General features: G+C 44.9%; 23 protein-coding genes. 11 read left to right on the forward strand and 12 right to left on the reverse strand.

The window, feature by feature from the left end; all coding sequences use genetic code 11:
* Positions 1–87 precede the first annotated feature (87 nt).
* Entirely contained in the window at positions 88–1,422 is a 1,335-nt protein-coding gene (locus AB4375_RS08255; RefSeq protein ID WP_372051313.1) for an MATE family efflux transporter, read from the reverse strand.
* A gap of 262 nt (positions 1,423–1,684) precedes the next feature.
* Positions 1,685–2,659 carry an AraC family transcriptional regulator gene (locus tag AB4375_RS08260; protein WP_017071579.1) on the reverse strand — a complete coding sequence of 325 codons (975 nt, stop codon included), beginning with the start codon at positions 2,657–2,659 and terminating at the stop codon, positions 1,685–1,687.
* 92 nt (positions 2,660–2,751) lie between these two features.
* Between AB4375_RS08260 and AB4375_RS08265 the strand changes: the two genes are divergently transcribed.
* Positions 2,752–4,107, forward strand: coding sequence for a serine hydrolase (locus tag AB4375_RS08265; RefSeq protein ID WP_017060556.1), 1,356 nt, complete (start codon positions 2,752–2,754; stop codon positions 4,105–4,107).
* A gap of 66 nt (positions 4,108–4,173) precedes the next feature.
* Complete coding sequence (locus AB4375_RS08270; RefSeq protein ID WP_017069198.1) at positions 4,174–4,965, forward strand: hypothetical protein; 792 nt, start codon at positions 4,174–4,176, stop codon at positions 4,963–4,965.
* A gap of 103 nt (positions 4,966–5,068) precedes the next feature.
* On the opposite strand, the gene ppsA is transcribed toward AB4375_RS08270, so the two are convergent.
* On the reverse strand, positions 5,069–7,441 hold the full coding sequence (gene ppsA / locus AB4375_RS08275) for a phosphoenolpyruvate synthase (RefSeq protein ID WP_372051314.1): 2,373 nt from the start codon (positions 7,439–7,441) through the stop codon (positions 5,069–5,071).
* A 178-nt stretch (positions 7,442–7,619) separates the two neighbouring features.
* On the opposite strand from ppsA, the gene AB4375_RS08280 reads away from it, so the two are divergent.
* Positions 7,620–8,453, forward strand: a complete 834-nt coding sequence (locus AB4375_RS08280; protein ID WP_372051315.1) for a pyruvate, water dikinase regulatory protein — start codon at positions 7,620–7,622, stop codon at positions 8,451–8,453.
* Positions 8,454–8,565: 112 nt separating this feature from the next.
* On the opposite strand, the gene grxB is transcribed toward AB4375_RS08280, so the two are convergent.
* From grxB to AB4375_RS08295, 3 genes are all read right to left on the reverse strand, one after another.
* Positions 8,566–9,198 (reverse strand): glutaredoxin 2, encoded by a 633-nt coding sequence (gene grxB, locus AB4375_RS08285; protein ID WP_017069201.1) that lies wholly within the window; start codon positions 9,196–9,198, stop codon positions 8,566–8,568.
* A gap of 347 nt (positions 9,199–9,545) precedes the next feature.
* The gene (locus AB4375_RS08290) at positions 9,546–9,704 is read right to left on the reverse strand and encodes a hypothetical protein (RefSeq protein ID WP_004733064.1); all 159 of its coding nucleotides are present in this window, start codon (positions 9,702–9,704) and stop codon (positions 9,546–9,548) included.
* A 164-nt stretch (positions 9,705–9,868) separates the two neighbouring features.
* Entirely contained in the window at positions 9,869–10,849 is a 981-nt protein-coding gene (locus AB4375_RS08295; protein ID WP_017060561.1) for a Gfo/Idh/MocA family protein, read from the reverse strand.
* Positions 10,850–11,058: 209 nt separating this feature from the next.
* On the opposite strand from AB4375_RS08295, the gene AB4375_RS08300 reads away from it, so the two are divergent.
* Positions 11,059–11,541: a GNAT family N-acetyltransferase gene (locus AB4375_RS08300; RefSeq protein WP_048617092.1), complete on the forward strand. Its 483-nt coding sequence runs from the start codon at positions 11,059–11,061 to the stop codon at positions 11,539–11,541.
* A gap of 2 nt (positions 11,542–11,543) precedes the next feature.
* On the forward strand, positions 11,544–12,317 hold the full coding sequence (locus tag AB4375_RS08305) for a murein L,D-transpeptidase family protein (RefSeq protein WP_372051316.1): 774 nt from the start codon (positions 11,544–11,546) through the stop codon (positions 12,315–12,317).
* Positions 12,318–12,421: 104 nt separating this feature from the next.
* Here the strand turns inward: AB4375_RS08305 and AB4375_RS08310 are convergent, their stop codons facing one another.
* From AB4375_RS08310 to AB4375_RS08320, 3 genes are all read right to left on the reverse strand, one after another.
* Positions 12,422–13,159 (reverse strand): sulfite exporter TauE/SafE family protein, encoded by a 738-nt coding sequence (locus tag AB4375_RS08310; protein WP_372051317.1) that lies wholly within the window; start codon positions 13,157–13,159, stop codon positions 12,422–12,424.
* A 160-nt stretch (positions 13,160–13,319) separates the two neighbouring features.
* Complete coding sequence (locus tag AB4375_RS08315) at positions 13,320–14,039, reverse strand: glycerophosphodiester phosphodiesterase family protein (RefSeq protein ID WP_372051318.1); 720 nt, start codon at positions 14,037–14,039, stop codon at positions 13,320–13,322.
* A 211-nt stretch (positions 14,040–14,250) separates the two neighbouring features.
* Positions 14,251–14,853 carry a 2OG-Fe(II) oxygenase gene (locus AB4375_RS08320; protein ID WP_086712517.1) on the reverse strand — a complete coding sequence of 201 codons (603 nt, stop codon included), beginning with the start codon at positions 14,851–14,853 and terminating at the stop codon, positions 14,251–14,253.
* A 202-nt stretch (positions 14,854–15,055) separates the two neighbouring features.
* On the opposite strand from AB4375_RS08320, the gene AB4375_RS08325 reads away from it, so the two are divergent.
* The gene (locus tag AB4375_RS08325; protein ID WP_372051319.1) at positions 15,056–15,844 is read left to right on the forward strand and encodes an MBL fold metallo-hydrolase; all 789 of its coding nucleotides are present in this window, start codon (positions 15,056–15,058) and stop codon (positions 15,842–15,844) included.
* 123 nt (positions 15,845–15,967) lie between these two features.
* Here the strand turns inward: AB4375_RS08325 and AB4375_RS08330 are convergent, their stop codons facing one another.
* Together AB4375_RS08330 and rimK are read right to left on the reverse strand one after the other, a co-directional pair.
* Complete coding sequence (locus AB4375_RS08330) at positions 15,968–16,396, reverse strand: RimK/LysX family protein (protein WP_017069208.1); 429 nt, start codon at positions 16,394–16,396, stop codon at positions 15,968–15,970.
* A gap of 32 nt (positions 16,397–16,428) precedes the next feature.
* Entirely contained in the window at positions 16,429–17,334 is a 906-nt protein-coding gene (rimK, locus tag AB4375_RS08335) for a 30S ribosomal protein S6--L-glutamate ligase (protein WP_004740040.1), read from the reverse strand.
* A gap of 602 nt (positions 17,335–17,936) precedes the next feature.
* Here rimK and AB4375_RS08340 point away from each other — a divergent pair.
* Complete coding sequence (locus tag AB4375_RS08340; protein ID WP_017069209.1) at positions 17,937–19,721, forward strand: SgrR family transcriptional regulator; 1,785 nt, start codon at positions 17,937–17,939, stop codon at positions 19,719–19,721.
* A gap of 187 nt (positions 19,722–19,908) precedes the next feature.
* Positions 19,909–20,970 (forward strand): MBL fold metallo-hydrolase, encoded by a 1,062-nt coding sequence (locus AB4375_RS08345; protein ID WP_029235615.1) that lies wholly within the window; start codon positions 19,909–19,911, stop codon positions 20,968–20,970.
* A gap of 111 nt (positions 20,971–21,081) precedes the next feature.
* On the opposite strand, the gene AB4375_RS08350 is transcribed toward AB4375_RS08345, so the two are convergent.
* A complete protein-coding gene (locus AB4375_RS08350) occupies positions 21,082–21,507 on the reverse strand; it encodes a MarR family winged helix-turn-helix transcriptional regulator (protein WP_017060573.1) in 426 nt (141 codons plus the stop codon).
* 97 nt (positions 21,508–21,604) lie between these two features.
* Here AB4375_RS08350 and AB4375_RS08355 point away from each other — a divergent pair, with 97 nt between their 5' ends.
* The 3 genes from AB4375_RS08355 to AB4375_RS08365 all read left to right on the forward strand — a co-directional run bounded on the left by AB4375_RS08355 (position 21,605) and on the right by AB4375_RS08365 (position 23,406).
* On the forward strand, positions 21,605–22,096 hold the full coding sequence (locus AB4375_RS08355) for a DUF2798 domain-containing protein (RefSeq protein WP_017069211.1): 492 nt from the start codon (positions 21,605–21,607) through the stop codon (positions 22,094–22,096).
* Positions 22,097–22,129: 33 nt separating this feature from the next.
* On the forward strand, positions 22,130–22,435 hold the full coding sequence (locus AB4375_RS08360) for a DUF3861 domain-containing protein (RefSeq protein ID WP_017069212.1): 306 nt from the start codon (positions 22,130–22,132) through the stop codon (positions 22,433–22,435).
* A gap of 206 nt (positions 22,436–22,641) precedes the next feature.
* Positions 22,642–23,406 carry a hydratase gene (locus AB4375_RS08365; RefSeq protein WP_017069213.1) on the forward strand — a complete coding sequence of 255 codons (765 nt, stop codon included), beginning with the start codon at positions 22,642–22,644 and terminating at the stop codon, positions 23,404–23,406.
* Positions 23,407–23,569 lie beyond the last annotated feature (163 nt).

Here is a 23,569-nt window from a genome sequence, read left to right on the forward strand (position 1 = left end):
TTTTACTTTAATTGGTATAAGTGGCTGCTTTTTCGTTTAATAACTTTATAGCGGTTTAGCTGGCAAGCCGTTTAGTTCGCTAACTGATTAATTAGAAAGCTTAGCCTCGACTTGCCCAAGTGCGCGTTGGTACATAAACCAAGCACATGTACCGGCAAGCACATTACCCACCATGGCACCCCAGAACAGGCCTTCAATACCAGCAAGCTGCGAACCAATCCACAAGCAAGGCAAGAAGAAGGCGAACAGGCGCAGTGCTGATATCGTTAAGGCAGTATAAGACTTACCAAGCGCATTCGAGATAGAAACCATCAGCATACAGATACCCAACGGCCCTAAACTGATAGGAACGATAAGTAAGTGGTAGTTCAAAATGGTCGAGACTTCGTCTTCGCTGGTCATGAGATTTGCCAACCCGCCAGAGAACATCCAAGTTACCAGTGCGATCACCAATTGGAATCCTAATACAAACATCACGGCAATCTTCACAAGACTACGTATGTTCCCTAGGTTCTTTTCTCCCAACATTCGGCCAATCATAGGTGGCATCGACATAGTCAGAGCAAGCACTGCAACAATCGAAAAGAACTCAAAACGTGAACCTAGCGCCCAAGCTGCAACGGCTGCTGTGCCGTAGCCTGCAAGCAGTTTGGTGGCGAGCATCGAAGAGACTGGTGGCAGTAGCTGACTGATCATCGCAGGCCCCATGATGTTTCCTATAGAACGAATACTCTTGCCGATATCAAGATCGTGCCAGTCGAATGTCATCCAATGCTTCTTAGTTACCTTAGGAGCAACGATAAAGATACCCGCACTGAACGCCAAGATGGTCGCAATCGCGGCTCCGTTGATGCCCATGTCGAGCGTGAATATGAAAATCGGGTCCAATATCAAGTTGATGATGCTGGTCGCGATCATCATCGAACCGGGCAGCATGGTATTACCATTGGCACGACACACACTGTAGAAAAAGTAGAGCAGTGCGCCTGTCCAAGAGCTTACCAGCCAATAGATCCAGTAATAATCAATGATCGGCAGTACCGTCGGTGGTGCATCGAGGAGTTGTAAAATAGGACCACGCAACAGATAGATGATGACCGAGAACAGCGCGACACTCACACTGCCCATCGCAACGACTAATCCGCCGAGCTGTTTGGCATAGCGTATCTCGTTAGCCCCAATAGCTCTCGCGATCACAGCCGTTGTCGCGATGCCTAGTCCGACTTGAATCCCGATAATGATCATCTGAATTGGTAGCGTGAAGCCTTGAACCGCGAGCGGCAGTACGCCTAACTGGCCAATAAAAGCACTGTCTACAAGTTGGAAGCTCATCAGGGAGAGCACCCCAAACAGCATTGGCCATGTCATTGTATAGAGTTGTCGGCCAAGAGAAGGCGAGGGAGTTGCGGTCGTAGAATTCATAACACTCTTATCAGTCTTGAAGGTAGGTTTGTCGTAGTGACAATCCACTCAATGAAGAATTGCGTAAAGGATAACGTAACGTTAGCTCGATACCAATAAATGTCATTAAATCTATCGATATTACCTTTGCACAGTTTCATCGGTATGTGAGCATTGTGCAATGCAACTTTATGCGTTCGCTTATTGAAATTTAAGGTGTCGTATCTTGTTTCTGAGTTTTATATTAGCGGATTGGGTCTAAAGGTTTTCCATTCGACTATTTCTAATGTTTCGCTTTATCCCGATAACTTGGTGGCGTGACTCCAACCCAACCTTTGAATGCACGATTGAAATTACTCAAGTCGCTGTAACCCACTTGCCAACTGATGTCTTGAACAGAAAGGTTGGTCTCTTCAAGTAGCTGTTTTGCTTTAGCTTCCCGAACTTGTTCTTTGGCTTGTTTAAAGAGAATGTTTTTGCTCTTCAGGTTTCTCTGCAGCGTTCGTTTTGTCATGCCGAGCATGGTCGCAAACCACTCAATATTGAACCAAGGTAGAGTCGCATAGGTGTCTATTAATATCTCTACAGCGTGATGCCAATCTTGGGTACTATTTCGTTCTGAAATGGCACGATAATCATCGGGCAGCGGAATCGAGAACGCACCGTATTGCTCTTCAAACTGAATATCTGAATCAAAGAAATGCTTAGGTAATTTACGTGCGCTGTTGTTCTTAGAGACCAACTTGGCGTGTGATGGTTGCCAGCGACTGTCAATGAACTTACGGCATAGGCTAATCACGGTCAGGGCGCGAAACCATTCTGCTTGTTCAAAACCTGAGGTCGATGGGTGATAGCAACTTCGATGACACAGCCACCACAATCCATCGCTTTTTTCCGTCCATATGGTGACGTGATTACTTAAGGTCGATATTTCAGTAATCAAGCAGCGTACCGCTTGCTCGAGAGAAGTGCATTGTTCAATTTTTCGGTCTAGCTCAGGTGACAATTGCTCTAGAGAGGCCTTACGTCCAACCTCAATCCCTATCGAATAGCCAAACTTACGCTCAAGGCCATGAATGAAGCGAATCACGTCTTGTGTAGGAAGCCATTGATTGGATTGTGTCAGTTCAATGGGTAGACCGCACGCAACGGCGACGGTGCGCCAATCCAGTCTATGTTTGTCACAATACTGAATATATGGAGCAATGTTACTGGTCGAAGTGAGCAGTATGCTGGTGGTGTTCGATGATGCTTTCATTGTTTTGTGCCTACCATTAAATGTCATCAAGTGACCTAATTAAGTGTAGCGCATCTCCCTATACTTTTCCAAACCCAAACAGGAGAACAATTATGAAACTTAAACACATTGCCGTTCTAGTATCGTTAGCGACCCCATCATCATTTGCTCTTGCAGCAAACCCAGTTGAAGAAGCTCTGAAAGTTGAAGGTGCTCAAGTTACCTTGACCGTGAAAGAGGCGAGCACAGCATTTACCCCAAGTTTTACTGACTCAGCTCGTGAGTTATTCAATAACTTTCATTGGCAGATGGGCGGCGACCACAGCGTTTACTACAACATGCACATGAGTGAGTTTCTACCAACGGCACTGGCGGCTCCAAACGAAGAGTACAAGCCTTTAGTCAAAAATATCGACCCACGACTCGCTGCACTGAAAGTTGATACTGAAAGCAAAGGTCAGTTGACAATGGATGAGTACTTGGCGGATGAACAGTTCCGTACCCAAGGCTTTATGTTGATTCACAAAGGGGAGATCGTTTACGAAGCTTACCCAGGTATGAAGCCGACAGATACGCACGTTTGGGCATCTACAGCAAAAACGACGGTTGGCACAGTGATCGCAATGTTAGTGGAAGAGGGTAAAGTCGACCCTGAAAAAGAGATCGCTGAGTATGTTTCTGAATTGAAAGGAACGAACTGGGATGGCATCACAGTACACCAAGTTCTGAACATGTCGACCGCGCTAGACAATGAAGAGACATTAGAGTCTATCTTGAACCCAGACTCTGATGTGGTGCGTTTCTTTGCGGCATCGTTTAACTCACCTCGTGCAAAAACGGGTGAAATGGAAACTTGGATGGAAGTGGCTCAAGGTGCACAGAAACTGGAAGGTGAAAAAGCCGGTGACCATTTCCGTTACGCATCTATCAACACCATGGTGCTGACTAAGTTAGTTGAAAACGTTGAGAACAAAACTTGGACTCAAGTATTCGAAGATCGTGTTTGGTCAAAAGTGCACGCACGTCAACCAATGCAATTCAACTTGACGCCAGATGGCATGGCGATCGCGGTTGGCTTGGTTTCATCAACGGTAGAAGACATGGCTCGCTGGGGAACACTATTTACACCTAGCTGGAAAGCGGTGGCTGATGAGCCAGTGGTGTCACAAGCTGTGATTGATCGTATCCGCAACGGCGGTGATCCAAAAGCATTCGTAGGTACTAGCAAAGAGAGCAGTTCACTGCACGCATACAACGAAAAAGCAGACTACAACGCATACCAATTTGATTTCATTTTCAATGACGGTGCAATGTCGAAAAGTGGCAACCTAGGCCAATTTATTTACATCGATCCTGCACGTGACTTTGTGGGTGTGATGTTCTCAACCAACCCATACCACTCAGGTTTTGGTGAGAATAAAGGCCCTGCACTAATGCGTTCGGCAGCAAAACTACTTGCTGACAAGTAATCTATTTATTACCTAACAGGATGTTCCAGGCTTCAAGGAGGAAGCAAACGACTTTCGAGAGATATAATGAAAAAGTTTGCTCTATTAATCCCGTTGAGTTTAGGTCTAGCCCTTCCTGCACATGCCGATTCAGATTCCGAACGTGTTATCGATCCTGCTGATGTCACTAAAGTTTATACTCAAGCTGCATTGATGGTGAATGGTAGTTCAGATATCCAATTTCAAGGGCAAGTTTCTGGCGGTTTAGAAAACGGTCAGCAGTTTGCCCTACTGGCCGAAGGGACGTTTGTCGATGAAAGCAACACAGCGCTTCGCGATCCAGACAAATTCGGTACAGAGTACAGCAACTCTAGAATTCAGTACTTCCACGTCTTTGAAACAGGGACGAAAGCTACGCCTAAAGTGGGTCTTTCATTAGATTATATTAATACGCGCAACAGTATTAAAAATGACTTATTGTCGGTTGGCGGTGTTGTTGCGATTAATCCAGCTTATACCGGTGGATTCCTGGTATTTCCAAGAGCAGGACTGATGACTGGTAGTATGGAGATCCCTGGCGTCACTTCATCTAAAGATGATTTAACGGGATACTCGCTTGGTTTGATTACCGCGAAGCATCTCGGTGACTCTGGCGCTTATGTGTCTTTGGTTCCTGAGTGGCAAGATCTTTCTGGTGATGATATCGACATGCAAAACTTCTCATTTAAAACATCGTTAAATGTGCCGATGAACACTGCAAGAACTTGGTGGTTGAATACGCGCTATGACATTACCAAAGCGGATGTTGATGTGAAAGGTGTGCCAATGCCGAATGGTTGGCAAACCGAAGCTTGGGTTGGTGTGAGATACTACTTCTAGCGCTCTAGCCAGCTAATTTGCAAAGAACCTAAAAAAGCCAGTCAACGTGACTGGCTTTTGTCGTTAAGGTACCGCGTGAAGCGTTACTTAGTTACTTAGTTACTTATTTATTAGCAACGTTACCTAGCTTCAACCACGTGTCGATAACCGTATCTGGGTTTAGTGAAACAGAGCTGATGCCTTGCTCCATTAACCACTCGGCTAGGTCGTCATGGTCAGATGGGCCTTGGCCACAAATACCTACGTACTTACCCGCTTTCGCTGCTGCATCGATAGCCATTTTCAGCATCGCTTTCACCGCTGGGTTACGCTCGTCGAATAAGTGCGCAACGTCACCTGAATCTCGGTCTAGGCCAAGTGTCAGCTGTGTCATGTCGTTTGAACCGATAGAGAAGCCATCGAAGTACTTCAAGAACTCATCTGCCAATATAGCATTCGATGGTAGCTCACACATCATGATGACTTTCAGACCTTGGTCGCCACGACGCAGGTTAAACTTCGCCAGAATGTCGATAACCGATGCCGCTTCGCTTGGAGTACGAACGAATGGAATCATGATTTCAACGTTCTTCAGTCCCATCTCGTTACGAACGCGTTTTAGCGCTTGAGTTTCTAGTTCGAAACAGTCTTCAAATACTGGAGAGATGTAACGAGATGCACCACGGAAGCCCAGCATTGGGTTCTCTTCATGTGGTTCAAATGTTTTACCGCCAACAAGGTTGCTGTACTCGTTCGACTTAAAGTCAGACATACGCACGATCACACGCTTAGGCCAGAATGCAGAAGCGATAGTCGCGATGCCTTCTGTTAATTTGCTTACGTAGAAATCGATAGGATCTTTGTAGCCACGAATACGTTCGTTGATTTCCGCTTTTAGCTCATCCGTTTGTGCATCGAAGTTAAGCAGCGCTTTAGGGTGAATACCGATCATCTTGTTGATGATGAATTCTAGACGAGCAAGGCCAACACCTTCGTTCGGGATTTGTGCAAAGTCGAAGGCACGATCTGGGTTACCCACGTTCATCATTACTTTGGTTGGTAGCATTGGTAGCTCATCAACCTCAGAACGTTTGATTTCAAAATCGAGTTCGCCGTTGTAAACGTAGCCTGTTTCGCCTTCTGAACATGACACTGTCACGGTATCGCCATCGTTTAGGCTGCTTGTTGCTGTACCACAACCAACAATCGCTGGGATACCAAGCTCGCGAGCAATGATCGCAGCGTGACAAGTACGGCCACCACGGTTAGTCACAATCGCAGACGCTTTCTTCATCACAGGTTCCCAGTCTGGGTCTGTCATGTCAGTTACCAGCACGTCGCCTTCTTGAACCAGTGACATTTGGTCTAGAGAATCAACCAAGCGAACAGGGCCAGAGCCGATACGCTGACCGATAGCGCGGCCTTCAACCAAGACATCCGCCTTATTGTTTAGCTCGTAACGCTCGATAACGTTTTGATCGCTTTGAGAACATACGGTTTCTGGGCGAGCCTGAACGATGTAAAGCTTGCCGTCGATGCCATCTTTCGCCCACTCAATGTCCATTGGACGTTGGTAGTGCTTCTCGATGATCATCGCTTGTTTTGCTAGCTCTTTGATCTCTTCATCGTTGAGTGAGAACTCGTTACGCTCTTGAGTGTCGGTGTCGATGATATCGACTTGCTTGCCGATTTCTTGATTGGTCGAGTAGATCATCTTGATCAACTTAGAACCAAACGTCTTTTTAACGATTGGGTAGTGACCTGCTTCTAACATTGGCTTGTGAACGTAGAACTCGTCTGGGTTCACTGCGCCCTGTACAACCATTTCACCCAAGCCCCAAGAAGAGGTGATGAACACGACTTGGTCGAAGCCAGACTCAGTATCAAGCGTGAACATCACACCTGAAGAGGCTTTGTCTGAGCGAACCATGCGCTGGATACCCGCAGACAATGAAATGCCACGGTGGTCAAAGCCTTGGTGTACACGGTAAGAGATAGCGCGGTCGTTAAACAGTGACGCGTAAACGTGCTTGGTTGCTTCGAGTACCGCGTCGATGCCTTTCACGTTAAGGAAGGTTTCTTGCTGGCCTGCGAATGAAGCATCTGGAAGGTCTTCTGCGGTTGCAGATGAACGCACAGCTACAGACAATTCTTCGTTGTCTTCGATTAGCTCGCGGTAGTTATCACGGATGTCTTGCTCTAGTGATTCTGGGAAGGGTGCGTCTAGAACCCATTGTCGAATCGTTGCACCTGTCTTACGCAGTGCGTCAACGTCTTCAACATCAAGTTCATCAAGTAGTTGGTGGATGCGCTCATCAAGACCTTTGTAGTCAAGAAAGTCGTTAAACGCATAAGAGGTGGTAGCAAAACCATTAGGTACAGAAACACCAGCATTGGACAGGTTAGAAACCATCTCGCCCAGTGAGGCGTTCTTACCGCCGACTTTGTCGACATCTTCCATGGATAGGCCATTGAACCATAGGGTATTATTTTGCATTTATTTCTCCAGAAACATAGCAAGCATTGTAGGGATTTAAAGGCAAACGATTACGTATCAGTTTAAAAAAATGTAAATTATTTTTTAAAGCTGTGGGGGACGTAATAGTCAGCAGGGTTTCGTTATATATATTATGGTTCCCATCCTACTCAAAATAATTTTAAACATTAAATAAAAAATGCAAATTGATATCCAAAGTCGTGATGTATTCTATGTTTCTGATGGAACGGCCATAACATGTGAGACTTTAGGGCATGTTGTTCTAGGTCAATTCCCTTTTAAAGCCAATGAAAAAACCTTTCCGTTTGTGGAAAGTGAGGACAAACTTTCTGATTTATTAAAAGAGATTGAAATTTCGTATCGTGATACGGGCAACCACCCGTTGGTCTTTTTTTCGATTGTGATTCCAGACATCAAGCAGAAGCTCTTGGAGGCACCAGCGCATTGTTATGACGTGCTAGAGAGTATTGTGCAGAAAGTGCAAGACGATACCCAAATGGCCCCGGTGCCTAAGCTGCAGCGCTCACGTAGTGTTAATAAAGATTCAGTGAAGTACTTCGACCGTATTGCTGCGATTGAATACACGCTGGCTCATGATGATGGCATCACGCTAAAAGGGCTTGAAGAGGCGGATATCATCCTATTGGGTGTGTCTCGAAGCGGTAAGACACCGACAAGTTTGTATATGGCGATGCAGTTTGGCTTGCGCGTAGCGAACTATCCGTTCATTCATGATGACTTGGCGCGCTTGAAGCTGTTACCCGAATTTGAGATCTACCGACACAAGCTGTTTGGTTTAACCATTGATGCGGAAAGGTTGACTGAAATCCGAGAGAATCGTTTAGCCGGCAGTGAATACGCGAGTGATTCGCAATGCTTGTATGAGTTGCAAACGGTAGAGTCGATGTTTCGCCGAGAAGCGATACCTTACATCAACACGTCTTCGCTATCGGTTGAAGAAATTTCGACACGAATCTTGGAGCGAACAGGGTTGAGAAGACGCTTGTTGTAGAAAAAGACAATTGAGTCATAAAAGTCGAAGCTCGTACGAACAATGGTTCGGGGAGCTTCGATTTTTCGTTTAGGCTGGTTGCTAACGGCTAACGGCTTAACAAATTAGCAAATTAGCGAAGAAGCTTGATGCCTAACGTTTGACTCTGTTTTTCTAACCAACGCTCAAGTGTTGGCGGCCATGTGATACTTGGTTCAACACAGAAGCCACGAAGCATTGAGAAATAGAGTGCTTGATCAACTAAAGGTAGCGATGACTCACCATTCTCTAGATCCAGTAAGAGTTCGGCATCTTTCAGTAATGGGTTAATCAGTTGAACGAACTGAGGCGTCTTTTCTAACAGTTCTTCAAAGTTAAAACCTTCGGTCTCTTTACTGGCACGCCAAGCTTCTTTGGCTCCAGCAGAGCGATATTCAGCCAAGTCGAGGTTCCACCAACGTGGGCGTCCAATCTGTTGAGTAAGAGGGAATGCGCGAGTTTGGAACACAGTCACTTGCTCAGATGGCACACGCTGCTCATCGTTTGATTTCAAGTCCATGAAGTACGCGATGATATCTAGGCTCTCTGCCATGATAGAGCCATCGTCTTTTTGTAAGACGGGCACCATCTTTTTACCGATCAGATCGATAAGGGTTTGGGCATCATCATAATCGACAGAAACAAGCTCAATGTTCAAGCCTAGCGATTGAGCAATGTAGGAGACTCTTGCACAGAAAGGGCAGTGATCGTAAATGTAAAGCTTCATAGCTTCCCTCATTCGGGTCATTCTTAGTATAAGATGATGCTAATGTACCAGAAACTTTCGCAGACAATAAGCCTTTGTTAACAAGAACTATTCACTGCGATTAAGTGCACGGGAATATCAAGAGAACGATGAGAATAAGCACCTAGTGTAGAAACTCGTTGCCTAATTCTATTGTCAGTTGAGTGCGGTTTTATTGTAACGAGTAAGCGAATGAGAAAGCTAGTGGGTAAATTACAGGCATAAAAAAGGCTCTGGCTGCTTACTCTAATGCAGAAGAGTGAAGTCAGCCAAAGCCTCAATTTTGTTACCTTTAGTAGAGTGACTACTAAAAGGGCAGAGTGGTTAAACTATGCTTTTTTAAGATCTTGCGCTGGGTAAGTAAGCGTCATTGCGCCTTCTACCGTTGTAACGTGAACGTAGCCGCCACCAGCACTTAGGCCAGTTACTACCATTTCACCTAGTTCAACACCTTTTGTTGCTACAACGCGATCATCAACTGAAAACACTTTACACACCTTCAATAAATTAAATAAATACGATAGATATCGAACGCGGATTTAAACAGATGGGACCTCAATCAACTAATCCGGTTATTTGTCGTAAAGATTAAATTCAGTTATGTATAAATAATTATGTATTAAAAATCAGTTTGTTAACTTACGCTGTGACGTTATTTATCCGCTGGATACACTACACCAACTTGTTGGCGCATCTCTGTAATTAACTTCGCAACCGTTAAAGCGCGCAGTTGGGCCTGCGCTTGTGTTGCGTTGTCGCCAGCAATGCAGCTAGCAAAGGCCTGCGCTTCGTAACTCATGGAGTTTTCGCTTTGTGCTTGAGTAAGGTTTTCTACCGTGCCATCGCGGTAGCGAATCTTAACGTCAGTACATTCAGCGATGTGATCGATGATGATCGCCCCTAATTCACCTTGGATCTCGCTTGGCGCATAAGAGTCGCTGACTTTGGAGTGCGCAAGGGTCACATCAAACTCAGGGTATTGGAAGATCGCACAGCCATGAGCATCGACACCTGAATCAAGTAGCTTTGCAGAAGCCTGTGCGTTTTCAGGTTTGCCAAATAGCGCGACTGTCGCGGCAACACAGTAAAAGCCAATATCGACCAATGAGCCGTTAGAAAAAGCTGGGTTGAAGGTATTTGGGTTCTCGCCGTTTAGGTATTTTTGGTAGCGCGATGAATACTGGCAGTAGTTGATGTGTGCTTTATGTACCTTGCCAATCTTTTCTAACCCAAGTTGAACTTGCTTAAAGTTCGGTAGGAATTGAGATTTATACGCCTCAAACAGCACCACACCGTTTTTCTCAGCGACTTCGAACATGCGTGTTGCTTCATCAATATTTGATGCAACCGGCTTTTCACAGATAACATGCTTGCCGTGTTCCATCATGAAGATAGATTGCTCGCAATGCAGTGAGTTAGGGGAAGCGATGTACACGGCTTCTACAGTGTTGTCATTGGCCAATGCGTCGAGTGAGTCATACGTGGTTTCAACGTCAAATTCTTGGGCGAACTGTGCCGCGCTGTCTAGATTTCGAGAGTAAACCGCAGCAAGTTGCATCGATTGAGATTCGTGCGCAGCTTGAACAAACTTTTGTGTAATCCAATTGGTTCCAATTACAGCAAACTTAATCATATAGGTATCCAGTCGTTAGTATATTGATTCTGCAGAGATAGTAGCACTCAACGGCTGGCAATGTGCCTGAGATTTACGGAACAATTTCCCTAAACATAGTGCCTAATATTAATGTTCAGCCTTCACAGAGCGTCTGAGTTGACCAGTGTAACGGTGCACAACTAAGCCATTTTTGCTAAGGTGTTATTGAATTCAAACAAGGTGATGATATGCAAATCCGGACGGCCAAGGTAACTGATATTAACGCGATCTTAGCGCTCTCTGAGCAGATAAACCGTCAACATCATCTTGGTGCGCCTATGGTATTTGCACCAGCGTCACAAGGCTTGGCCGACAGTGAAGAGTATTGGTTAGGTTTGATGCTTGACCCACTTGGCGCTTTCTTGGTTGCAGTAGACGACAAGCAAGTCGTTGGCTTTTTAGCGGGTAAGGTAACGCAGAACAAGGGCGTCAGTTTTATTCAGCCGCACAAGGTGGCAAGGGTCAATACGATTGTGGTGAACGATCAGGTTCAGAGCAAAGGTGCTGGTCGAGCGTTAATGAAGTCTTTTAATCAATGGGCGCAGGCGAGAGGAGCGATAGAACTTAGGTTGGAGGTAATGGAGTTTAACCAACAAGCTCAGGGTTTCTATGAGTCGTTAGGAATGGAAACTCAGTCACGAACCATGTCCATGCGTTTTGAGGAGCTCTAACGGTGCATCTTTTTTTGCCTTTATCACTGTGTTTACTGTTTGTGACTTCGAGTGTATACGCTGAGAAGGTTGTCGTTGAAAAGATCGTATCTGACGCGACGGCTATCGAAACTATCGTATTTGAATCGACATCTGCTCACTCTCAACGTGTCTCGACTTCTTTCTCTAGTTCAACCTCTTCAGTGAGCTCAAACTCCAAGCATGTGATTATTGTGGATGATGTTCTTAACAGTAGCCCTGATGAAAAGGTGGCTCAGCTTTCTCAAGGCTCATCGAAGCGCCCGCCTCAAAGTTCCTCTCGACAGTTTTACAACGTACCGGATAGCGCATCTGAGATAGATTCGCTGTCGCAAGTGGTTACGTTAGTTAAAGTCGATAAATCGAAACGTAGGATGTATCTGCTAAAAGGTGAAGAGGTGATTCAGGAGTTTCGTATTGCGCTAGGCAAACAACCGAAAGGGCATAAACGCTTTGAAGGGGACAACCGAACGCCGGAAGGGGAATACCAGCTCGATTATGTGATGGAAGAGTCGGACTTTTATCGCTCAGTACATATTAACTATCCGCAACCTTCGGATATGCAATGGGCAGAGCAAAATGATGTAGATCCTGGAGGAAACATCAAAATCCATGGCATCAAAAACGGCGAGCGTCGTTCGCCGAGCTTTATTCAAAGTTTTGATTGGACGGATGGCTGTATCGCGTTAACCAATCAAGATATGGATGAGTTTCTCCAACTTGTAAAAATGGGTACCCCTATCCATATCGAATGGTAGTCATTGGTACCCAGTTTTCTTAATCACTTTCCGCAGTCAATTAGCGCAATCAATTCGCGAAACCAATTCGTAAAAGCAACGTCCAAAATTAAACGCTAAAGCCGTTACAGTAAGACTCGACCTGCACTGAATATTGCAATCACAATCAGCAATGCAATGGTGACTGGCTTAAACTTCGCTCCACCAAATCTTTCGAACAGTTTAGAACCCACATAACCGCCAAACATGCTGCTTGGTAGAAGCGCGAGAGTCAGCCAAACTACATCGCGGTCGACTAACCCAGCGATAGATGCCGAAACAAACGCAGTGGAATCAGCCAATACAAAGAAGGCTATCAGGCCTGCTCTGGCAATGTGCGGAGCGACTGGGCTTGCTAATGCATGAGTGCCAATTGGAGGCCCTGACATCGAAGCCGCGCCGTTCATTACACCCGCAAGGCTTCCTAGAATATAGGGAGTAAATCTAGGTTCGCTTTTGTACTGGAAACCTTTGTAGATCATAAGTGCAGACGCAAAAATGAAGGCACTGATGATCAAGATGATCGTGTCTTGGCTAACGGATTTAAGCAGAAGTAAGCCGACTGGTGTGAAGGCAAAACAAGGGATAAATACCTTTAAAACCCAGCGCCAGTTAACGTGTTTTCGAACTTTAGGCAGTAATTGGATATTACCTAACAGGTCGATCAGCATGAATACAGGAACCAGTTCAATAACAGGTACGAATAACGCACTCAATGGCAATGCCACTAAGGTGAAACCAAAACCTGAGAAGCCACGAACAATAGCGGCGAAAATGAAGATTGCACCCAAAATTGGGAAGGTTGGACTAAAAATGAGATCCATAAATTAAGTAACCAATGAAGCTGTCTAAATGGAGCGAGCTAATGAAACCAAGTGAGTAGCGGAATGTACTCCTACTCACTTGTGTTTGCTACCTAATTTTGAGGTTTCCCGAGAGTTAGTTTTAAAGCCTCTCGGGGTTGTTTTTACAGTATTCGCTTGGTCAATTTATAGAGGTGAATTGATTCGGGAAATCAGTGAATACGGCATCTACTTTTGAGATGAATTTGAAGTGAGACGGATCGTTTACGGTGTAGCACCATGTTTGGATTTTTGCTTCACCTAGTGTATCGAGATCGCTCTGAATCACGTTTTCGTAGTTCATGTGGCAGCTGAACGCTTTCACCTGATCAATAAGCAAAAGATCGTCTTGAGAGAGCTGCTCTGTGATCACGCCAACGCGGTATCTTGGTAAGTGGTGAGCCATTTCTGCAACAACTTCATGGCTGAAACTTGAAAGCAGCACTCTGTCCGTGTCTATGTTTGAGCGGATCAGCTCACTGTGTAGAAGATCAACCACATGAGGGGCTTGGTGTCGGCTATCGACTTTTATCTCTAGGTTAACGCTGAGGTTATGTTCTTCAACAAGTTCAAGTAACTCGCTAAGTGTGAGTATTCTTTCTCCTTGGAACTGTTCTGACTTCCAGCTACCAAAATCAAGCTGACGCAGCTCTGCCAATGTGTGTTCATCAACACGGCCCTTGCCATCACTACAGCGCTCGAGAGTGTGGTCGTGACAAACCACAAGTTGATCATCCTGAGTTGGCTGAATATCTACTTCAATCCATTTCAAGCCGAGTTTAGCGGCTTGTTCAATGCTTGCTTTGGTATTTTCTGGGTGAGTACCTGCTACACCCCGATGACCTACGATGATAGACGACATAATTAATCCTTCTTAAAGACGCACCGTAAATATTTATTAAATATCAGTTTTCCCGAATACGCCAGAGTAATTGCTGGGCAAGAGTCTCTACACAGGATTCGGCTCATAAAAGTGATATTTTCCTCTTAGTACTTTCCTAGCAGTACTAAGTGGAAAAGCCTCTCGAGTGGAGAGGCTTTGGATGAGATGAGGCTTTGACCCGAACCTCGCTTTAGTGTGCGATATCGAGTTGGTTGTCTTTTACGCCGTTAATGCGGAACCAACCAGCAATACTGAATCGCTCTGTGTTGGTTGGCAGTACCTCGTGTGGGAACTGTTCAGACAAGAACACAAATAAGCGGCCTGACTTTGGTGGAATGGTCGCGATATGGTTGTCTTTTAGGTCGTAAACCACAAGCTCACCTGCGTCGTCTTCTGTCCACTCGTCGTTCATGTAGAACACAGTAGTCAAACGGCGGTTCTCATTGCCCTTGAAGCAGTCTAAGTGCTTCTGGTAGAAGTCGCCTTTTTCGTATTTAGCAAAGTGCGCTTCGTACTCGAACAGACCCAAAAAGAACGCTTGGTTTGCCGCTAAACGAATTTGTTCCATTTTGTCTAGGAACAGAGATGCTGGCTGACCCATATCGCGGCGCACCCATTGAATCTTGTCACTACGAATGGTCGACTCTCGCGTTACTTCATCGTTACGGCCAATCCTAGCCTTTTTCCAGTTCTCTGGAATGCAATCCCTCAATGCCACCACTTCTTCATGAGTTAAGAAGTCATCCCAAACAAAGTAGCCTTGGGTAGAAAGAGCATCGATTAGTTGGTTCATGTATAGCACTCAGACAATAAATTAGAGGCGCATATATAGTCCTAATAACTTAGGTCAACAAATCACGTATTTTGTCGTCACGATAAAAGAGCGGAAGAGCATGGTACTTTGATGTGATTTTATAGTTAACAAATTTGTTACAAATAAATGTGAGTTTGCTATGGTATAGGTCTGACCAGTTGTTTTATCACAAGGAGTGGGTTTGCAGCTGCATACCATTAAAGGTTACATCCAAGACATGTACTTGGTGGAGTATCCGGACAAATTACTGTTGCTCGATGGCGCATGTCGAGCCGATATTCCGCATTTGAAGGCTTTTATTGAAACCGAACTTATGCGTGATTTTTCTGATCTCCACACGGTTGTGGTGACACACATGCATCCTGACCATGCAGGGGCAGCGCACAAGCTCAGAAAGCTCACGAGCTGTAACTTGGTGGCAGCAAACCGAGATAAGGATTGGTATCACGGCATCGATGGCATTTTGATGCACCTGACCGACTTAGCGCTTGCTAGGTGGATGGCGAACCGCTTAGGCAGGCCTAAAGCAAACCTATGGTATTCAAGAAAGTTAAAGCCGGACTACAAGCTGTCTGATGGGGATAGTATTCCAGGGTTTGATGATTGGTTGGTTCTTGAAACACCGGGCCATACCGACCGTGATCTCTCGGTCTATTGCCCATCACACAGCGTGGCTTATGTGGCCGATTTAATGGTCGAGGTTAAGAAGAAGCTGATTCCGCCGTTTCCTATCTTTCACCCTAATAAGTATCGAGCGTCTGTATCGCGCATTTATGACATGCAACTTGATACCTTGCTGGTGGCGCATGGAGGAGAAGTCGATTTTAGTCAGACAGCTTTTGAACACTTATTGATGAGCGCCCCAAGAAGACCGGTGACACATTGGCGGGTAACCAAAATAAAAGCCAAGAAACTGTTGTTATCGATTTGGCGTTTTGGTTTTCAATCTCATGGTAAATCTAAGAAATAGATCAGTCAAAAGTGGCAACTCGAAATTAAAGAATTGAAAGCAATAAGGCCAGTCATGAGACTGGCCTTATATCGTTGTGACGAGCTTTAATTATAACCTGTGGAGCGGTTACGATGACTCGGATTAGTGAGTCAGCAGGAATTCACCCGCTGGGTCAACAATCACTTTGTCACTCATGCCTTGGCGACCAAGCAACATCATGTAAGTCATGTCTTGACGGTTGCTTAGCGTGATATCGATAGGCCATTCCTGACCACCGATTCTGAGCATGGTTTCAATCACGCAACGGTGTTCAACTTCGCCGTTAGATGATTTAATTTTCTTACTTGTTTTCAGTTTCGCCTTGCAGCGCACCGTCTCTTCTAGGTGATAAACGTCTGGGTGAAGGTCGAACTCTACGAATTTCTCACCATTTGATTTAACACATAGTAGATTGTCTACGTGTAGAGAAGAGGTTTTAGCCCCTGTATCAACACGTGTATGTAGTCCAGTTATCCCTAACTCTGGTAAGCAAAGTGCTTCGGTATTCCCTATGATCATTTTATTGTTCATTTTCTTTCCAATCATGAGTTATCGGTATTCAATCAGCCCTTGCCACGAGTACGGTTAGCGTTTGGTTTTGCATTCTTCTCGATGAATTCGAAAATCATGTCTGCTACATCTTTACCCGTTGCTTTCTCGATGCCTTCTAGGCCTGGAGAAGAGTTTACTTCCATTACTACTGGGCCGTTCTTAGATTGTAGGATATCTACACCACATAGGTTTAATCCCATGATTTTCGCTGCATTGATTGCTGTTGCGCGCTCTTCTTTGGTTAGTTTAACCAGCTGAGCAGTGCCGCCACGGTGCAGGTTAGAGCGGAATTCACCTTCACCAGCTTGACGCTTCATTGCAGCAATTACTTTGTTGCCAACAACAAAACAACGGATGTCTGCGCCATTTGCTTCTTCAATGAACTCTTGAACCAAGATGTTCGCTTTTAGGCCCATGAACGCTTCGATAACGCTTTCTGCTGCTTTGTTTGTTTCTGCTAGTACAACGCCGATACCTTGAGTGCCTTCAAGAAGCTTGATCACAAGTGGCGCGCCGCCTACGTTTTTGATCAGGTCTTGAATCTTGTCTGGGCGGCTAGCGAAACCTGTTTTTGGTAAGCCAATACCTTTACGAGACAACAGTTGTAGTGAGCGCAGTTTGTCGCGAGAGCGACTGATTGCTACTGACTCATTGATACAAAAAGTGCCCATCATTTCAAATTGGCGAACAACCGCAGTTCCGTAAAAGGTAATGGAAGCGCCAATACGTGGAATAACAGCATCGTATTGAGGTAGCTCTTCACCCATGTAGCGAATCTTCGGATTGTTACTCGCGATATCTATATCACAGTGCAACGTGTCGATAACATCGACCTGATGACCACGTGCTTCTCCAGCCTGCTTTAGACGAGCGGTAGAGTATAGATTTTCGTTGCGAGAAAGAATTGCGATACGCATGGCGTTTCCTTAGTTAATACCTGATTGGTAACTGCAAATAAATTAGTTGTTAGCTGAGCTTTCAGTTTTTTCTGAGGCTCCTTGCTTGCTTCGGGGCGAACCTTAAGGCTTTTCGTTCAACTAAGAAAACGAATTAAATTTGTCGAGTCGACAACGGAAATTTATCGATTGTGTGAGCTATTGGTACAGCAGGCTTGAGAGGGGAATTGGAATGGAAAAGCGAGTTGAGACCTAACTCATATTGGGGGTAGGAGCATATTAGGTTGTACCCAACTCGCGTTTACTCGGTGCTAAAAAGTGTACTAATAACGCCAGTTACATAGATCTAAAAGTGTTCGTAGTGCTTCTCTTTCGAGCTTACGGCAGGTGCTTTTTAGCTTGTTAAGATAGTATTTTCTCATGGTCATTACTCTCTCTGGTTAGGCTTTATTTACAACCTATGGTTTGTTGCTGACCCGTTCATTATGGATAATTAAGAGGAACTAAAAAACAGATGGTATTTTTATTGGTTGTTCCTGTTTTGGTCGCATTACACTACTTTTTGATGAATGTGTTTTATAATGAGCTTAATTAGGAAGAGCTATCTTTAAAAGGTTCACTATTTGTCTGATCTAAACATGATGCGTTACTACACGCGGCTAGAATCGTTCGAGCCAAACATTTCTCATTCAGTCACCCTAGCCGAAGTAGCGGATATGCTGTTTACTAGTTTGCGCCATGCACGAACCTTGTTAGGCAAGATGCATCAGGCTGAGTGGGTAGTGTGGGAGCCTAAAGTGGGACGGAATCAACGTTCTAACCTGACATTACGTTTTAGTAATCAAGAAATGACTCAACATGTTGCCAGTAAATTGATAGAGCAGGGCAAATACGAAAAAGCACTCTCTATTTTGGAAGATGACCGCGCTGTATTTGGCTCTCTCCTCCAAGAAACCTCTGGCGCGACGATGCGCGAAGGGTTACTGCACGTCCAATTGACCTACAAACGTAAGTTTGAAGATCTCTTCCCGCACCATATACACCGCAGTAGCGAACGATTTTTGATCAGACAGGTGTTTAGCTGCCTAGTGACGTGTAATGGTAAAGGTGAGTTAAAGCCTGAACTAGCTCACCATTGGGAATATGACACTGAGCAACTGGTTTGGACTTTCTATCTGCGCCCCGGTCTGACATTTCATGATGGTCAGCCAGTTGATGCCAAGCAGCTGGTTGCTTTGTTTACTGCTTTACAAGCTCTGCCTTTCTATCAAGCTGAGTTAGATCATGTTTCTTCCATCTACAGTGAACAGCCATTGAGGATCAGCTTTCAACTCACCAAAGCAGACACCGGGTTCGCGGGCTTATTGGCTGGCGTTAAGTATTCGATTCAACCTGCTGCGCAAGTCACACGAGAGCCATCGCCATTAAATTCGGTCTCTCATGCTGTGATTGGAACCGGCCCCTTCAAAGTGGTTGAGACCAATAATGAACGAATCAAGCTTGCCGCATTTGAACACTATTATGGTTGCCGCTCGTTAACCGATGAGGTGACTATCTGGCAGTTTGAGGAATCAATGACGGGCACTGCTCGTTTCGATGACAGCCAAATGCACGTATCGCCTTATGGAAATTCTTCTTGTTTCCATCAATTAGGGAAAAGCGATGCGGAACTTGTTTCAGCAGACACAGACGGCCTTCGTAGCCGAGTCGAGGATGGTTGTTTGTTTGTTCTGTTCAATCAAAACTCAGCAGTGAATCCGTTAAGCGACGAGCAACGTAAGTACCTATCAGCCCTTGCAAACCCTCAGGCTATTTTGGCGCAACTGGAGCAAAACCAAGGATTATTCAGTGTCTCTTTGGCTCAGAACATATTGCCAAGTTGGCAGAAGCTGTATCGAACGCCTTCCAGAGAGAGCGAGTTGCCTAAGAAATTGAGCATTGCGGTATATAACTACTATGCCCTTTATCGGTGTGCCATTTCCGTGTCGGACATCCTTAAACGACATGGAGTGGAAGTTGAGGTGAACACCTACAGTTTTCGAGAATTGGCTCAGTTATCTCAGAGTGGCGAGTTAAAGGAGGACTTGGTGCTGTGTAACTTGAACCTCGATGACAATGCTCCGTCTTCGCTGTTCTCGTGGATGATGAACGATCCTGTTTTGCACTCTGCTTTAGGAGAGATGAACAGCGATTGGCTCAAGCAGCGCTTGGATAGTCATAAAGCATCCGTGGAACTGCCTAATTACTTGGCAGAGCTAGAACCCATCGCGTCTACTCTGATCTCAGATTATTGTTTAGTGCCTATGTTCCACCACTTACAGACCGTTCGTTTCCAAGGGATTCTGAAAAACGTGGCCATCACAAACTGGGGATGGCCAGACTTCAAGAATGTATGGTCTGCTGATTAACCTTTCTTACTAACTAAATAACTAAGTTAGCTCGTTTTCAAAGTCGGTTTTTCCAAAATCGACTTTGACACGCTTACGTCTAGATAAATTAAAAATTACACTCTGTGGTTTACTTTTTGGTTTTGGTATGTAAACTAGTCAGTGTAGTTTTTGAGTTGGGTCTTTCCCAACGGTTGAAGAGATACCAATGAAAAAATATCTATTACCGATTTTAGGAGTACTTGCCGTGGTCGCTATCGTAAGCACAGGTTCACAATCAAATGACAATCTAGATAAGCTTCCAAAGAAGTTTGCTAACAGTGAGTTAGAGTACAAATCGGGCATGTCTGATATTTTTTCAATCTTGAAAGCGTATGTAACCGTGGAAAGAAATGAGCCAGTGCCACGTGCTGCATTGCCTTTGATTCCGATGACAGCCGAGCAATTGATCGAAGAGACAGAAGACGTTGCGTACCGCTTAGGTCACTCAAGTGTGATGATGAAGCTAGATGGCAAGCTAGTGATGACTGACCCTGTGTTCAGTGATCGAGCATCACCAGTGCAATGGATGGGGCCAAAGCGCTTTCACCCAACCCCAATCTCACTGCAAGATCTACCTGACATCGATGTGGTAGTGATCAGCCATGATCACTACGACCATTTAGACAAAGGTGCCGTGAAGGTATTAGCCGACAAAGTAGGGACGTTCTTAGTGCCATTAAGAGTGGGTGCACTGTTGGAAAAGTGGGGCGTGGATAAAGAGAAGATCATCGAATTGAACTGGTGGGAATCGGCAACGGCCTCAGACATTGAGTTCACGTTGACACCGACACAGCATTTCTCTGGTCGTGGCTTGCTTGATCGTGACCAAACACTGTGGGGCAGTTGGGTTATTAACGCTTCAGACAAGAAAGTCTTCTTTAGCGGTGATTCTGGTTACTTCAATGGCTTTAAAGAGATTGGCGACCGTTTTGGGCCGTTTGATTTAACCATGGTTGAAACGGGTGCGTATAACTCACTTTGGGCGGATATTCATATGTTCCCAGAACAGAGTGTTCAGGCACACATTGATCTGCAAGGTAAGGTGATGATGCCAATCCACAACAGTACCTTCGACCTTTCTATGCATGATTGGCAAGACCCAATGGAACAAGCACTGGCGATTAGCAAAGAGCGAGATGTACAAATGGTAAGCCCGGTGATGGGTGAACGTTTGGTGATCTCAGAGCCTGTACCTGTTCAGGCATGGTGGAAACTAGCATCGAATTAGAGCTGTCATCCAAATAGACATAGCTAAACCACTAAGCTGTACAACCCAACTTATACACGAAACGCCACCGATCTTACGATTCGGTGGCGTATTTTAGTTTTATTTTTAAGATCAGCTTTCTAAGTTCTGCGCCATTTTCTTCGCAATTTTTCTGAATTGTTCTAACTCGTCTTCGGCCATGCCTTTGGTCATTCTCTTCAGCATGTCTCTATCGATATCCGAGACCTTACTCATGATCTCTTGACCCTTATCAGTCAGAACCAATAACTGGCTGCGCTTGTCTTCCGGGTTCGGAGACTTCTTCACAAGTTCCTGATTGATCAAGGCATTAATGAGCCGAGTGACCTGTGCTTTATCACGATCTAGGAAGTGTGCGATATCGATAGCGGTACATGGAGACTTCTTAGTAATGATCTTCATGACACGAATGTTCATAGGTGCGATCTCTGAGTCTAAGCTCTCAATCTGTTCGCTCATTTGACGTTTCAAAGAGTGCACTAGACGAAAGATTGATTCTAGCGATGTGTTATCAGACATAAACGATCCTTAGAAATATAGTTGACATTATCAACTACTGTATTTATAGTTGACATTATCAACTTAATTGTTCGTAAATTCAAGACAGGAAATAGATATGACGATTCAAGCAACTCTAACGCCAACTCTTCCTGAGCAAAAAGGCACACCGGTTTTATACAAAGTTTTGGTCATGATGAGCTTAATGCTGACGATTGGCGGCAGTTTAACGGCTGTGATGACTTACATGAATGTCGGATTCGGCGAGGAATTTATTGGCAACTGGCTTTCTTCGTTAGCCCTTGTTGTCGTGATCATGATGCCAATGGGCACGGTGATGATGGCTTTAGTCACCAAAGCCGTTGCTAGAGTGTTCACAACTTATAGCGAGAAAGTTCGCAACCTGATCGTAGGACTGATCATGGCATTCATAATGGAGTCCATGATGGCATTTGTAACAGCGGCAAATAACATTGGATTTTCGGATACATCGGCGTTTACCAGTGGATGGTTTAATGGATTTATTGCCGCGCTTCCTGTTGGCCTTACGATCATGGTCGTAATGTCGATGACGGTTAAACCTAAGCTAGAACGATTCATGAAGAGCTAGCCAAAACATTTCACAGCATTGTAGGAGATCCACATGAAAGCATTTACAGGCAAACACAATAACTACCGCATCACTATTGAAGAAGTGAGCGTTAAAGAAGACCGCGAACTTCAAACCATGCAGTTTGAAATTGAAGACAGAGAAAACATGTTCGCGATTGTTGAGAAGATCAAACAAGACAGCGGCTTAGATGAGCAATCAGCAGCACGACTAGGCGTGAGTATCCGCTTACTCGGCCCATTGATGATGCAAGATAGAAAGCATCCTCTGTTTGTTAATTTTATGCCTCACTTCAGAGACTTCATGCAAAACCTTAAGAAGACCTTGAAAGGGCAGTAAAGCCTAACCATCAGCAACACATCGAAAAGCCAGTAACGAACTTACTGGCTTTTGTTGTCTTTAAATCAAAATAATTTCAGTTGTTTGCGTCTAGAATATGCGAAAATTGATGGCTGAATTTTCGGTGTAGCACCGTTGTTGAATTGTCTATTCAAGCTTTAAGAAATCCGATATTATACTGGTCATAAAACTAAAGGTGGTATTATATGACAAATGTATTTAAACAAGCAGCTGAAGAACTGTTGAGTCGTCGCGTTGCTGGCACCAAAGCACCAAGATTGGACGAACAGTACCGTCCGAATAACTTGGAAGATGCGCTAAAGATCCAATCTTCAATGATCGATTTGAAAAGCGATAAAGTCGGCGGTTGGAAGTGCTTACTTCCTCTGGCTGAAGACAAGTTTGTTGTTGCGCCAATCTTCTCGGGCAGCGTTCAACAAGGCGAAGTTTGTGAACTGTTTGCAGACAACGATGTAGTGCGTGTTGAGCCTGAAATTGCATTTACTCTTGCTAAGAGTCTGCCTGCAAACCAAGAAGGCTACAGCGAAGAGCAAATCAACGAAGCGATTGGTTCTTGTCACATGGCACTTGAGTTAATGCAATCTCGTTTTGCGGATGACAGCGGCGCTGAGTTCTATGAAAAACTGGCCGATGGCCTAGTAAACCAAGGCTTATTCATTGGCCCTGAGATTGATCGCGAAAAAGCGTTCACTTCTGCAGAGATCAGTATTGAAGTGACTCAAGGCGAGCAAGTTCAAGCATTCGACGGTAAGCACCCGAATACACTGCCACCAAGCCCAATTTACTGGCTGATTAACTACATGACGCGTCGTGGTGTCGATTTCCAAGCGGGTGAAGCTATTATCACGGGCTCTTACTGCGGTATCGTGGAAATGGAATTCGATAAGCCAACGACCTTCCACTACGAAGGCATTGGCGAATACCAAGTAACGTTCAAGCAGAAACGCTAACTTCTAGCGGCGCACTATCTGTTATCGAAAGGCTGTTTACTGATGAGTAAATAGCCTTTTTTATTACGTGATGCTCAATAGGGTTCTTATTACTTTGCATTAAATTAGGCGTTTAGACGTCTAGACGTTGACAAGTTCTAAGTGTGACATTAGTCTGCTCACC

The sequence above is a fragment of the Vibrio sp. 10N.261.51.C6 genome, assembly GCF_041471785.1.
GTDB lineage: Bacteria > Pseudomonadota > Gammaproteobacteria > Enterobacterales > Vibrionaceae > Vibrio > Vibrio crassostreae_C.